Raw genomic sequence first — 12,889 nt, 5'->3', positions numbered from 1 at the left:
TGAGACGAAATGATAGAAGCATTTTGATAGAAAGGATTAAGCTTAAACGAGCGTAAATACTTGTGTTTTACTCGCTAGTTGCTCTGATATTTTTTGAATTTGTTTGGTTTTATCCGCCATCATGTCAATTGATAGAGTGTCTTTAGTTAATTGCTGGGCGATTTGCTCCATCTCTGTACTCATTTGAATTGCAGTACTTGCTACGTCTTCAATAGCACCTGCCATAGAGTCGGTAGATTGAGATCCAGTCATGGCGTTATTTTCGATATCACGCATGGCTTCTTCAGCTTTACTACCATTATCACCAATGATCTTAAGGTTATCTTGGCCACTGGCCATGGTAGTAATAGCGGTTTGGGTCGAGTTCTGAATAACATTAACGATATCCGTAATGCTTGATGTTGCCTCTACGGTTTTTTCAGCTAAAGAGCGAACCTCGTCAGCCACAACAGAGAACCCTCGCCCAGCTTCGCCGGCTCTTGCTGCTTCAATGGCAGCATTTAACGCGAGTAAGTTAGTTTGACTCGCCAAGTCATTGATCATACCAATGACATTATCAATATCTTTAGATAACTTACCTAATTCATTTAGCTGATTGCTTGTCGTATTGACGATAGTAACAGTGTCAGAAATACTACTGAGTACTATTTTTATGGTATCTGCGCCAGATTTTGCCGATTGGTAAGTATCATTAGAGTGTGCTTTAAGAGTATTTGTTGTATTCGACAGCTGCGTTAATCTATTTGAGATGTCGTCTGTTGCTGTAGCTAATGAGTGAGTGCGTTGATTCACTAAATGATTGCTGCTAGCGATGCTACCGATAGTGTCGTTTAAGTCAGTGGACATAGCACTAACATCATCCGTTGTTAGGACTACATCCTTGAGTACAGTACTCAACCCTTCGGTCATTTCATTCAACGACATACTTAACTGATCAAATTCGTCGTTACGCTTCAAATTAACTAACGCTTTAGAAGACATGTCGCCTTGTTTTACTTTGTTTAAATCCGCAATGATATTTTGTAGTGTGCCGTTCACACTACGGCCAATGGCAATCATAAGTAATGTAGAGAAGAAGATGACTGTTGCACTGACTCCCAAAAGCATTGCATTTGCTCTGCTTGCGCTTTCTTCTGCACCGTTTTCTGCTCGTAGCAGTTGTTCATTAATAAGCTTATTTGCTTTAAGCTGGCTTTCATTAAACTGATTTTTTTGGTTTGTGAAGCTAACTTCTGTGTTATTTAAAAGCTCGTATTCTTTACCATATTGAAGAAGTGCATCTCGGTATGCATTTAACTTTACGCCATGCGTTTCTTGAAACCCAAAGTTCTCGATACGACTGTCAAGGCGTGAAAAGCTGGCGGTGAAAGAAGCCAAATTTTCTTCCGCAGGCCCACTTAAGTAACTGGCTTCAGCTTGACGTACGTTGGTAAATTCACGCTTTAATAGACTAAGTTTTTTAATATCTTCACTGATTTCCGCGCCCATTTTATCAATGCTACCGCGTAAGCCTGAGGTGGAGTCAAAGCCAACAGTATGTCGTTTATTAGTAAGATCTATCAATGCTTGGCTGTATAAGTTTATTTCAATTAGATTTTCTTCAAGGGCATTTTTTAATGTTTGGTTTACCGCTTTTTCAATACTGTTATTGATCGTATTGGTGTTTTGTTCGATTTGTTGATTAACATTCTCTAGGTAGTTGGCGTAATTATCCTCAGAGATAGCACGTAATTTATCGGTAAGTTCTAACATCTTGATACTAAGCTGGTTGTTTGATGTCTGGATTTTTGAGAACTTTCTTAGTTCGTTATTGGCTTTTTGCTCGGAAGAAAGCCCTTCCATGGCAACGGATGTGACAATGATAAATCCTAAAATAGCTGTGATGAGTAAAAGTAACAGTTTGGTTTTAAAGGATAAATTTACCAGCATGATGATTTTTCCTGACGACTGAGTGATTAAAAAATATTCAAAAAGTGTGGTGCTTTATACAGAGCAAGTACTGCAATTGTAGACTATGCAATCATCATGCTAACAATAGAATTGGTAAATATATGGTGGTGTTTATTGAAAGGATATATAGATTTTTTATCGGGCGCACTATTTTTGTGCGATCGTGTTGTGAGATCTAAAAGAACGCCCTGTTTCGGATAGGGCGTAGAGCGCTGTTTATTTACTGATTTCAAATAAACGATAAACTAGTTGCCCTGCTACTTTTTCTTTAATCAAAGACCAGTGCACAGGCAAAACAGGAAGGGCAGCTTCTTTCTCCATTTCAATATAGATAAGGGCGTCATCAGTCAGCCAGCCTTTCTCTAACAGAGGAATAATTTGCGCCAACCAGCCTTTACGAAACGGCGGGTCTAAGAATACGATATCTAGAGGTGTTGGAGTGGCTGAGTCTAAAAAAATCGCCGCATTTTGAGCGGTCACATCAGCATTTTCTGCCTTTAGGGTTGCTAGGTTATCGGTCATTTGCTGAATGACGACTCGGGAGTTGTCTACAAAACTTACGTGTTTCGCACCCCTTGATAGTGCTTCTAACCCTAGTGCGCCAGAACCACAGAAAAAATCGCCACAAACTGCGCCTGGAATAGAGTAATTAATCCAGTTAAATAAAGTCTCTCGTACTTTGTCTGGTGTTGGCCTTAACCCTTGTACATCTGGAATAGGTAACTGACGTGAGCGCCACTCTCCAGCGATAATACGTAACTTAGAGGCTTTGGCTTTGCTGTTATTAGATGCTTGTTTTTGAATACTTTTTTTCATTGGTAGACCTGAATCTCTTGGTATGTCGATTGCTTCAATAGGTGTTTTAGAGAGCGCTGATAATCTTCCATTGTAAAAGTATCAATGGCTTCTTTGTAATTATTAGCAAACTCCTTCAAGGTGAGTTGTTCGCCTTCATGGGTGACTTGTGTCGCAATGTAGCTCCACCAAGTCGGCGATTGTGTCTGTTGTTCTAGTTGTGTTTTAAATGTCTCTAATAATGTAGAAAAGGCTTTTTCATTGTTGAATGATGGGATTTTTTCAGTAAAAACAAAGCGTTTAACGGCTGCTAATTGTTGGTCCTGCTTACCTTGAATATTTTCGTCAGTAACTAGGTGGTTAGCATATTGAGTGTTCCATTCTACCCAAGGCCGTTTTGCTGAAAGGGTTAAACCGAGTTGTACAAAATCGATGGAAGGTTGTTTGTTTAATGTAGACACTAAGTCTGCGCCCCAAATTTGTAAGCTAACCCATTCTGTTACGGATGATAACGGGTTGATTGCCACAGCACTTCGGCTTTGCCATAGTGTGCTTGTTTCTTGTTTGTTGATTTCAATTATTTGGCTATCGATTTGATTTTTTTCACTTTTTTCTACTAAGTTTGCCAAGCGATAGTTTTGGCTAATAGTGTCGAGTGCTTTTTCTACGGCAAGTTTTGCTGTTGGTGGCATGTCACCAATCACATAAATGGCAATAGAAGAGGACTTCAGTGCTTGGTAATGGCTTCTGACTTGATCTAATGAAATTGGTGTCGTTGCCGTTATATGTTCTTCAGTAGATGGCTGATTCGTAACGTTTTTTCTTGTAAATAAAAGTTGCTCAACAGTCTGTTTAAATGAATTTTTTTTATGCTGTCGTTGCCAGCGGTCGAAGGTTCGCTGCTTGAAATCAGGTTGCTTAAGCCAGTTGGTGACTAAGGAGAGGGTTGGTATTAAATACTGAAGTTGATTGCTTAATGTGAGGCCAATTATTTGACTCTCATGGTCATAATGGCTGTTTGCATGCGCTGCCAATGGCACTAACCTTTGATTGATTGAGGCGGTGCTTAACGGTAGGGAGTTGCTCATTAACATGGCTAGTGTCGTTTGAGAAAGAGCAGCGTCTGCTGTGTTAGATTGAAATACAAATCTGATTTCCAATTTATCACCGTATTTCCAGTCAGTTTGCTTTAACCAGATGACTGGAATGCCAGAAGTGGTATTCCATTTTTCTATTTCAGGTGTCGGTAATTTGCTACTAGGAGCCGTTAAGCTTAATACCCAAATCGCTAAGGTACAGAAAAGCATGACCATTGCTAAAACAGGTCGACTAAATAGAGGTTTGTTATTATCAGCCATGAAAGAGCCTTGAAACAGTGTGTTAGGTGTGTTTTTCGATGAAACTAGGCCTGTTTGCGAACCAGAATGATGATAAAATAATCATTTTAGCTGTCAATGTTTGATGGCGCTGATACCAATCATAGCATTTCAATAGTGTTTTCGGCATCAGTCAAAATAAAGAGACTAATTTAATAAAAGTAAAAAGAGACCAATTTAATGGAAATTGTTAATCAGATTATTATTTTTTTCACACCTTATCTTGGTGAGTATGCTCGTTATGTTCCTATTGCGATAGGAACAATATTGGCAGTCATTGCCTTTGTTATTCGTCGACGTTTTACGAAGAAAATGAATGCCAGTATTACGGCAGCTAAACGCCAAGACAAAGCTGTTAAAAGCTCGCTTCAAAACGAGCCTAGCGAAGAGATATCTGACGTTAACGAGCTTCCTGAAGAAGTCGATAATATTCAGAATTCCAAAGAAAAGGAATCCGAAGCATTAAATGAATCCATTGAACCTCTTTCTTGGACACAGCGTATTAAATCTGGCTTATCGCGAACACGCGGCGGTCTTGGTAATGGTTTATCTTCTGTTATTTTAGGCAGTAAGAAAGTAGATGATGATCTGTTGGAAGAGCTTGAAACTCAATTGCTGATGGCTGATGTGGGTATTGATGCGACACAGACATTGATAAACGGTTTAGCAGAGAAATTAAATCGGAAAGAGCTTAAAGACGCTGATACGTTACTCACGACATTGAAAACAGATATGACTGAAATACTTGGCCGATCACAGCAAGAGCTTGATCCAACCGCCGTTGGTGGCCCTTTTGTTATATTGATGGTTGGAGTAAATGGAGTTGGTAAAACGACCACTATTGGTAAGCTGGCTAAGAAATATCAGGCCGAAGGCAAAAGTGTTATGTTGGCCGCAGGTGATACATTTCGGGCTGCAGCTGTAGAGCAGCTTCAAGTTTGGGGCGAGCGTAATAATGTCCCTGTTGTTGCACAGCATACTGGAGCGGATTCTGCGTCTGTTATTTATGATGCAATTGAGTCTGCGAAAGCTAAAGGTGTTGATGTTGTTATTGCTGATACAGCTGGGCGTTTACAGAATAAAGCCAATTTAATGAATGAACTGTCAAAAGTCGTTCGAGTAATGAAAAAATTAGATGTAAATGCACCTCATGAAGTGATGTTGGTGTTAGACGCAGGTACCGGGCAAAATGCCATTAGCCAAGCTCAACTTTTCTCGGAAGCTGTCGGTGTCAGTGGTATTTCATTGACGAAACTAGATGGAACAGCGAAAGGCGGTATTATCTTCGCGATTGCTAAGCAGTTTGGTATACCTATACGTTACATAGGCGTTGGTGAGCAGGCAGATGATTTGCGACCTTTTATCGCTCAAGAGTTTGTTGATGCGTTGTTTGATAGTGAATAAGTGGTTTGGTAGAGAATAAAACAGTTTGATAGCGAAATAAGAAGAGTTGAATGATCTGCTCGATCATCATTCAAGGCTTCTTTTTCCAATTTAAGGATAGTGGGTCGACGTGGAAATTGAATTTCAGCGAGTGGGCAAAAAATACGAGAGCGGACAAGAAGCGCTGTCGAATGTGAATTTTCATTTACAGCAAGGTGAAATGGCATTTCTGACAGGGCATTCTGGCGCCGGTAAAAGTACCTTAATGAAACTCATGATGATGATTGAGCGTCAAACGTCTGGGCAAATTTTAGTTGATGGTATTGATTTGCGAACTTTGAGCCGCCGAGCAATCCCTCAACATAGGCGCCGCGTTGGCGTGGTTTTTCAGAATCACCAGCTACTATTTGATCGAAGTGTTTTCCATAATGTCGCTTTGCCGTTACAGGTGAGTGGGGCAGACCCTCAGCAAATTGCTAAGCGAGTACGAGCGGCACTGGATAAAGTAGGCCTTCTGGATAAAGAAAAATACAATCCAATGGCCTTATCTGGTGGTGAACAACAGAGAGTTGGCATCGCGAGAGCAGTGGTTAACAAGCCTGAGTTGTTATTGGCTGATGAGCCAACAGGCAACTTAGACCCCAAGTTATCTACTGAAATTATGAATCTTTTTCAAGAGTTTAATCGTGTTGGTGTTACGGTTTTAGTGGCGAGCCATGACTTGGCGCTAGTGGCTCGTATGCGTCATCGTGTATTGACCTTGAATCAAGGTCGTATGGTGAATGATGGAGGATTTGGCTAAATGGCACAAAAACCAAATCAACAACGAGGCGCAACAAGAGAATCGATTAAAGCGACGAAGCACAATTTGCAGACACGCTCTTCTTTTCATCTAGGTAAGTACTTGAGACAACACCAGACGACATTAACTGAAAGCTTTATGCGTTTAGTTGGTTACCCCTTGTCTAGCGTGATGACTGTTATGGTAATAGCTATTGCCTTGTCTTTACCTGGTGGTCTGTATGTTTTGTTAAAAAATGTTCAGTCTGTGACGGATCAATGGGAACAACAGTCAGTTATTACTCTCTATTTGTTCCCCGGGCTAGAAGATACTCAAGCGCTTGCTTTATCTCATCGAGTGTCTGCTCAGATAGATGTTGCATCAGTCGAATATATTTCTAAAGAAGAAGGCTTAAGGTATTTCGAGCGTTCTAGTGGGTACGAACAAATTTTGTCTGCATTACCCGAAAACCCCTTGCCGATAGTTTTGCGTGTTATCCCCAAAGAGTTGGTTGATGTGACGACTTTATCAAATTTACAGGCATTGCGAGATCAGCTAGCATCACAAGAAGAAGTTGAATACGCTGAATTAGATGCACAATGGTTACAGCGTCTTGCGAATATACTGAGTTTTGGGCAGCGGTTTGCTTATGCGTTATCGGTTTTGCTGGTTGTTGCTGTATTTTTGATAGTGGGCAACACCATTCGAATGGCAGTAGAGAGTCGGCGAGATGAAGTCCTAGTAATGAAACTGGTAGGTGCAACAGATGCCTACATTAGGCGGCCATTTTTATACATGGGTTTTTGGTTTGGTGTTCTAGGCGGGTTCTTTGCCAGCCTTTGTATCTTCTCACTTAGCTGGTGGGTAAGTGCTCCTGCTGAGAGGTTGATAGACCTGTATCAAAGTGGTTTTCAATTGCAGACTTTTAATGCAGATGAGATCGTTTTGTGTTTAACTATTAGTGCATTTGTTGGTGTGATTGGAGCTTGGATTGCTGTTAATCGCCATATAGCAAATATTGAACTGCAGTGAGCATAAAGGGCTAAAATCAGTATTGAGGTAATAGCCATAGTTTATTCACATTTATGTCACACATATGCAGAGTTTACTTGGTAATATTTTGTCATACACAGTATGAACAATTAGAAAGGTGGAAATAGAGATGAGTAAAACTCTCCAGCCTACAGATATGATGATCCCAGGTCAGAACCTTGAATCTTACATACAGGCCGTTAGTAAAATTCCAATTTTATCAGCTGATGAAGAAAAGACATTGGCCGAGCGTCTGTACTATCAAGAAGATCTTGAGGCGGCGCGTACTCTTGTTATGTCGCATTTGAGATTTGTTGCTCACATTGCAAAAAGTTATTCTGGCTATGGTTTAGCCCAAGGCGATTTGATTCAAGAAGGTAATGTTGGCTTGATGAAAGCGGTTAAACGCTTTAATCCAGAAGTCGGTGTGCGTCTTGTATCTTTTGCTGTGCATTGGATCAAAGCTGAAATTCATGAATTTATTCTAAAAAACTGGCGCATCGTTAAAGTTGCGACAACAAAAGCTCAGCGTAAAATGTTTTTCAATTTACGTAGCGCGAAAAAAACTTTGTCTTGGTTTAGTCATTCAGAAGTTGAGTCTGTTGCCAGTGACTTAGGTGTTACGCCTGAAGTAGTTCGTCAAATGGAAGGACGTTTAAGTTCGTCTGATATGGCGTTTGATGCTTCTGCAGATGACGATGACGAAAGTGCTTTTAAAGCACCATCACAGTATCTAGAAGATCATAGTGCCGACCCTGCGACTTTGCTCGAAAATGGCGATTGGACGGAAGACTCTAACCAGCGTCTTCAAGAGGCTATGGCTGATCTTGATGAGCGTAGCCGTAATATTTTGGTTCAGCGTTGGTTGTCTGATGCGAAATCAACATTGCATGAATTGGCAGATGAATATGGTGTGTCTGCAGAACGTATTCGACAGCTTGAAAAGAATGCAATGAAAAAAATACGTTTTGCCATGGGCGACGGTCAATTTGATTAATACTGAGATCTAATCTATTTTAAAAAAAATTGATGTAAAAACAAAGAAACCCTCCTAGTGAGGGTTTTTTTATACTGGTTTGAAATAGCTTGGGTGATTTTTATAGGAAGGGCTCGAAATGACAATGGTTTAAGAGTGTAAGTTAATAACTAGTGGGGTAGAGCGTGAGGTGGGTTATAAACTACGTAATTGGTTACCTGGAACAAATCGCCAAGTACGAATGATTTCGAGCTTATCGACTTCTTTTTTAAGTTCACTAGGAAATGCTTGGAATGGTGCGGCTAAACGAACAATACGCATAGCTGCATCGTCTAGCACTCTCATGCCGGATGAATGTAAGATCTCAATGTCATCAACATAACCATTGGGTAGTATAATGACGGCAAGACGTAACTCGCCATACAAACTATTACGTTTTGCTTCTTCCGGATAATGAATGTTACCGATACGCTCAATTCTACGTCGCCAATCGTCTAAGTATTGTGCGTCTATGGCTGCCTTTGCAGACACAGAGGTCAAGCGGCGAATTCTCGGCCGTTTGGCATAAGATTGTCTCTGTTGATCTAATAATGCTTCTAATGTGGCAATGTCATTTGATAAGTGGCTTGGGATTTGAGTTTGTCCACTAAATTGTTCTTCAAGTGTTTTAGGCTCTTCTTCTGGCTCGTCAGCAATCTCAAATATCGCTTCTTGGTCTTTTGAAGCCAATAGACTTGGCTCATCATTGGGCTTTGCTGATGCAAGCTGAGGCTGAACGGGAGGAGATATCTCTTGAATGGTGTCTGATAAAAATTGAGCGTTTTCTGTTGTGGTAAGCTTTTGTTTGCGTAATTCTGTGCCACTAGCTTGCTGATTCGCTTGAGCAATGAAGTCCGCATCCTTAGGTGCTTTTGTCGTATGTTGAACCAAGGTGATTTCCAATGTTTTTGGCTTTGGTGTAGGAAGCTCAAAATCAAAGCCAACGATCATCACCATTAGTACATGAAAACTAATGGCGATGAACAGTGCGACGGAAAACTTATCGATTACTCGCATACTGGATTACTGAAGACGCTCTTCAATAGCTTCTATTAACGTCATAGCAATGTTAAGTCCAAACTGGTCGTTTAACTCACGAACACAGGTAGGGCTAGTAACATTTATTTCAGTAAGGTAATCACCTATTACGTCTAAGCCAACAAACATTAAACCTTTCTCTTTCAGAGAGGGAATAATTTGATCGCAAATCCAACGGTCTCTATCGCTTAATGGTCGACCTTCACCGCGACCACCTGCTGCTAAGTTACCACGTGTTTCTCCAGATGCAGGAATACGGGCAAGCGCGAAAGGTACTGGCTCACCGTTTACGACTAAGATGCGTTTATCACCCTGTTTGATTTCAGGAATAAACTTCTGCGCCATGATTTGTTCTGTACCTAAGCTGGTTAGTGTTTCAATAATGACACTGACGTTTGAATCATCTGGCTTTAAGCGAAAAATAGCGGTTCCACCCATGCCATCTAATGGTTTGAAAATAACGTCACCATGTTCTTTGTGAAAACTCTTTAGCAAATCGGCACGTCGTGTCACTAATACTGGTGGGCAGCATTGAGGAAACTGAGTTGCAAATAATTTTTCATTGCAATCTCGTAAGCTTTTAGGGTCGTTGACGACCATGGCACCATCTCGCTCAGCTTGTTCTAAAATCATGGTGCTATAGACGAATTCACTATCAAACGGAGGGTCTTTACGCATCAGAATAACGTCAATATCGCCGAGTGGCATTTTACTTTCTTCGCCTAGGTCATAGAAGTGTTCTGGGTCTTTATGAACGCTAAGTGGACGAGCCATGGCATAAGCTTTGCCATCGTCTAGGAACAAGTCTTTTTGCTCCATATAAATTAGTTGCCAGCCTTTTTCAGCAGCAGCCCATAGCATTGCAAGTGACGTGTCTTTTTTGTAATTAATGGACGAAATTGGATCCATTACTATGCCGAGTTTGATAGTCATAAGGCGGTTCCTAAAGCAAAATTAGCGTGTTTGTGCTTTGAAAAATAAGTTGATAGGTATTGATGCTATAGAAATATGGGGGCACTGAGAAGAAAAAACACCCATGCTTTGCAGATAGTTACTCTGGATGTCGAAAATAGAGATACGTGAAAGAGTTATGGAAATCAACAAGACGCTCGAATTGTTTCATATCGTCCTGTTGATTCAGTCTTATTATTTAATCTAAGCGTGAAAGGTTACCAGCTTCCACTATTTTCATCAGCATCCAAAAACAGTTCACTTTCAACATCGTTTGTGTTGTTTTTTATTATCGGTTCGCTCTGTACTGTATTCTCGACTTCTGTTAGTTCTTCTATTGCACTGGTTTTTTGCATTGAAATGTCTTTTTCATCAAACGCGTCATTGAAGCCAAGTAATTGAGGGCGGTAAATACGGAATGCACGCATTAATTCACCTTTAGCATTAAACAAACGGAATTCTGAAAACAGCTCATCGTAGTCCGCGTTAACGTAGTCTTGACGTGCTTGGAATAGCTCGTTTTCACTATCAAGAACGTCTAGCAAGGTGCGTCGACCTAAACGGAATTGCTTTTCATAAGCGACTTGTGATTCCTTGGTTGCAACAACGTATCGTTGGATATGCTCTTTTTGTCCTGTTGTCGCCTCGTAAGCGGCCCACGCTAATCGTACTGTTAGTTCTGTATCTCTTATAGTATTGCGACGTATCTCTGTAGCCTGAATATATTGTTGTGTTGCTGCTTCTTTTTTGTGTTTGTGAGAGCCGCCACTGTAAAGGTTATAATTCAATCGCACCATGGCTAATAAATCTTCACTTGAGCCTTCATCACCGTCCAGATTATTGTCCCAAGTTCGCTCTAAAACAAAGTTAATTGTTGGGTATTTATCTGCATTAACAATGTCTTGAAGGCTTTCTGTGGCTGCAATATCCCAATATGCGCCTTCAATTGCAGGGTTTTTCTTTAAAGCTTCACTAATTGCCGATTCTAGGTCTTGTGGTAATAAATCACTATCTGGCACTGGGTAAATTAGCTCTTCAGGAGGAAGTTCTCCTATAATGTTTTGATAGCTACTTTCTGCATCTCTAAGGTTGTTAACCGCTGCAAGGTAGTTTGAATGAGCTTTAGCAAGGCGAGCTGTTATTTGACTAAGGTCTGATTGACGACCTATACCAGTATCACTTTTTAATTTGATTTGGCCGTAAATGCGTTCATGTGTTTCAAGGTTGAGTTTTGCTAGGGTGACAAGCTCTCGATAACGTAAAACATCAGCATAAACTTGGGCCACTTCTAATGCTGTATTTTCAACAGAAATTAATGCTGTCCAGCGATCTGCTTGAGCTTCTCCGTTGAGTCTTTTGATTTCATTTTGAGTTGAAAAGCCACTAAAAATAGGCTGATTAAGAGATAATGTTAATTCTCGACGAGTAAGATCTACGTCACTTGAGCTGTTGTCATCAGCGTAGGTCGTTTCACGGCCTATTCCAGCAGAAAGATCGACACTTGGGTAGTAGCCAGTGCTGCGAGCAAGGTCGGAGTTTTGTTGTGTTTCACGATATTTCGCAATTGCTTGTCGAACTTCAGGGTTACTTTCTATTGCAGTATAAGTCGCCTCTTCAAGCGTGATTGCTTGGGCTGTCACAGATAAAAAAGCCACCCCTAGGCAGCTCATTGAAATCATAACTATTTTGTAAAACATGTGTTCATCCATTCCTTATGTTACATATGATTTAAATTTTAAAGCTATTAGGGCCGTTAATATGTAGTGATTGTGTTAGTTATACGACTATTTATACTCCATATTATTTAAATTAAATATCACCCCATAGCGTATTAATCACACTCAGGGCGACAATAGGAGCGGTTTCTGTTCTGAGTACTCTTGGGCCTAGTGTAATAGCATTAAATCCATTGCTTTCAGAGAGTTGCACCTCTTTCTCGCTCAAACCTCCTTCAGGCCCAATAAGTAACGCTACTTGCTTATTTGCTGGACATTCGAACTTATTTATAGGCTTTGCACTGTGGTGATGCAAGGTGAGCTTTAACATATCTTTACATTCAACCAACCAATCGGTCAGTTCTGCAGGTGGATGAACAACAGGAACAATACCTCTACCACATTGTTCTGCGGCGCTTATTGCAACTTGTTGCCAATGTTGTAGACGTTTTTCAATTCTGTCACTTTGTAATTTTACTTCACATCGTTCACTAAACAAAGGTTGAATGGCATAAACACCAGCTTCAACCGATTTTTGAATGGCATAGTCCATGCGCTCGCCGCGGGATAAAGTTTGTCCAACAGTGACGAGTATGGGAGATTCATTATTAAGTGGCTCGAATTGAGTGATAGATATGCTGGCAGAGCGTTTTTCCACATCACATAGCGTGGCATGATATTGGCCGCCTCTACTATTAAATATACGAAGTGGGTGATCGGACTTTAAGCGTAATACTTTACAAACGTGTTGAAAGGTAGAATCGGGCAACGTAATAGTCGTATTCTCATTGAGATCTGTGTCGATAAAAAGTCGTGGAATACGCATACTTTGTCCTATGAGCGTGAATTTAAG

The 12,889-nt window shown here is 40.6% G+C and carries 11 protein-coding genes; 4 read left to right on the top strand and 7 right to left on the bottom strand.

The genetic code is table 11. The features are described from left to right. Nucleotides 1-42: 42 nt before the first annotated feature. The 3 genes from IF202_RS05405 to IF202_RS05395 all read right to left on the bottom strand — a co-directional run bounded on the left by IF202_RS05405 (nucleotide 43) and on the right by IF202_RS05395 (nucleotide 4,103). A complete protein-coding gene (locus tag IF202_RS05405) occupies nucleotides 43-1,929 on the bottom strand; it encodes a methyl-accepting chemotaxis protein (protein ID WP_191593873.1) in 1,887 nt (628 codons plus the stop codon). 237 nt (nucleotides 1,930-2,166) lie between these two features. After that, nucleotides 2,167-2,766: a 16S rRNA (guanine(966)-N(2))-methyltransferase RsmD gene (gene rsmD / locus IF202_RS05400; RefSeq protein ID WP_191593872.1), complete on the bottom strand. Its 600-nt coding sequence runs from the start codon at nucleotides 2,764-2,766 to the stop codon at nucleotides 2,167-2,169. Then, nucleotides 2,763-4,103, bottom strand: a complete 1,341-nt coding sequence (locus IF202_RS05395; protein WP_191593871.1) for a peptidase M16 family protein — start codon at nucleotides 4,101-4,103, stop codon at nucleotides 2,763-2,765. The genes rsmD and IF202_RS05395 overlap by 4 nt, the downstream gene beginning before the upstream one ends. Before the next feature lie 198 nt (nucleotides 4,104-4,301). Here IF202_RS05395 and ftsY point away from each other — a divergent pair, with 198 nt between their 5' ends. From ftsY to rpoH, 4 genes are all read left to right on the top strand, one after another. Further along, nucleotides 4,302-5,525 (top strand): signal recognition particle-docking protein FtsY, encoded by a 1,224-nt coding sequence (gene ftsY / locus IF202_RS05390; RefSeq protein ID WP_191593870.1) that lies wholly within the window; start codon nucleotides 4,302-4,304, stop codon nucleotides 5,523-5,525. A 109-nt stretch (nucleotides 5,526-5,634) separates the two neighbouring features. Then, the gene (gene ftsE / locus IF202_RS05385; RefSeq protein ID WP_191593869.1) at nucleotides 5,635-6,306 is read left to right on the top strand and encodes a cell division ATP-binding protein FtsE; all 672 of its coding nucleotides are present in this window, start codon (nucleotides 5,635-5,637) and stop codon (nucleotides 6,304-6,306) included. Further along, complete coding sequence (gene ftsX, locus IF202_RS05380) at nucleotides 6,307-7,317, top strand: permease-like cell division protein FtsX (RefSeq protein ID WP_191593868.1); 1,011 nt, start codon at nucleotides 6,307-6,309, stop codon at nucleotides 7,315-7,317. A gap of 130 nt (nucleotides 7,318-7,447) precedes the next feature. Then, nucleotides 7,448-8,314 (top strand): RNA polymerase sigma factor RpoH, encoded by an 867-nt coding sequence (rpoH, locus tag IF202_RS05375; RefSeq protein ID WP_191593867.1) that lies wholly within the window; start codon nucleotides 7,448-7,450, stop codon nucleotides 8,312-8,314. Between the two features lie 174 nt (nucleotides 8,315-8,488). Here the strand turns inward: rpoH and IF202_RS05370 are convergent, their stop codons facing one another. The 4 genes from IF202_RS05370 to IF202_RS05355 all read right to left on the bottom strand — a co-directional run bounded on the left by IF202_RS05370 (nucleotide 8,489) and on the right by IF202_RS05355 (nucleotide 12,862). Continuing rightward, entirely contained in the window at nucleotides 8,489-9,349 is an 861-nt protein-coding gene (locus IF202_RS05370) for an energy transducer TonB (RefSeq protein ID WP_191593866.1), read from the bottom strand. Nucleotides 9,350-9,355: 6 nt separating this feature from the next. After that, complete coding sequence (gshB, locus tag IF202_RS05365; RefSeq protein ID WP_191593865.1) at nucleotides 9,356-10,303, bottom strand: glutathione synthase; 948 nt, start codon at nucleotides 10,301-10,303, stop codon at nucleotides 9,356-9,358. A 236-nt stretch (nucleotides 10,304-10,539) separates the two neighbouring features. Continuing rightward, on the bottom strand, nucleotides 10,540-12,018 hold the full coding sequence (locus tag IF202_RS05360; protein ID WP_191593864.1) for a TolC family outer membrane protein: 1,479 nt from the start codon (nucleotides 12,016-12,018) through the stop codon (nucleotides 10,540-10,542). A gap of 112 nt (nucleotides 12,019-12,130) precedes the next feature. Continuing rightward, complete coding sequence (locus tag IF202_RS05355) at nucleotides 12,131-12,862, bottom strand: 16S rRNA (uracil(1498)-N(3))-methyltransferase (RefSeq protein WP_191593863.1); 732 nt, start codon at nucleotides 12,860-12,862, stop codon at nucleotides 12,131-12,133. Nucleotides 12,863-12,889 lie beyond the last annotated feature (27 nt).

The organism is Marinomonas colpomeniae, assembly GCF_014803385.1.
In the GTDB taxonomy this organism is placed as follows: domain Bacteria; phylum Pseudomonadota; class Gammaproteobacteria; order Pseudomonadales; family Marinomonadaceae; genus Marinomonas; species Marinomonas colpomeniae.
Note: the sequence above shows the minus strand (reverse complement) of the source record. Positions and strands in the feature narration are given on the sequence as shown.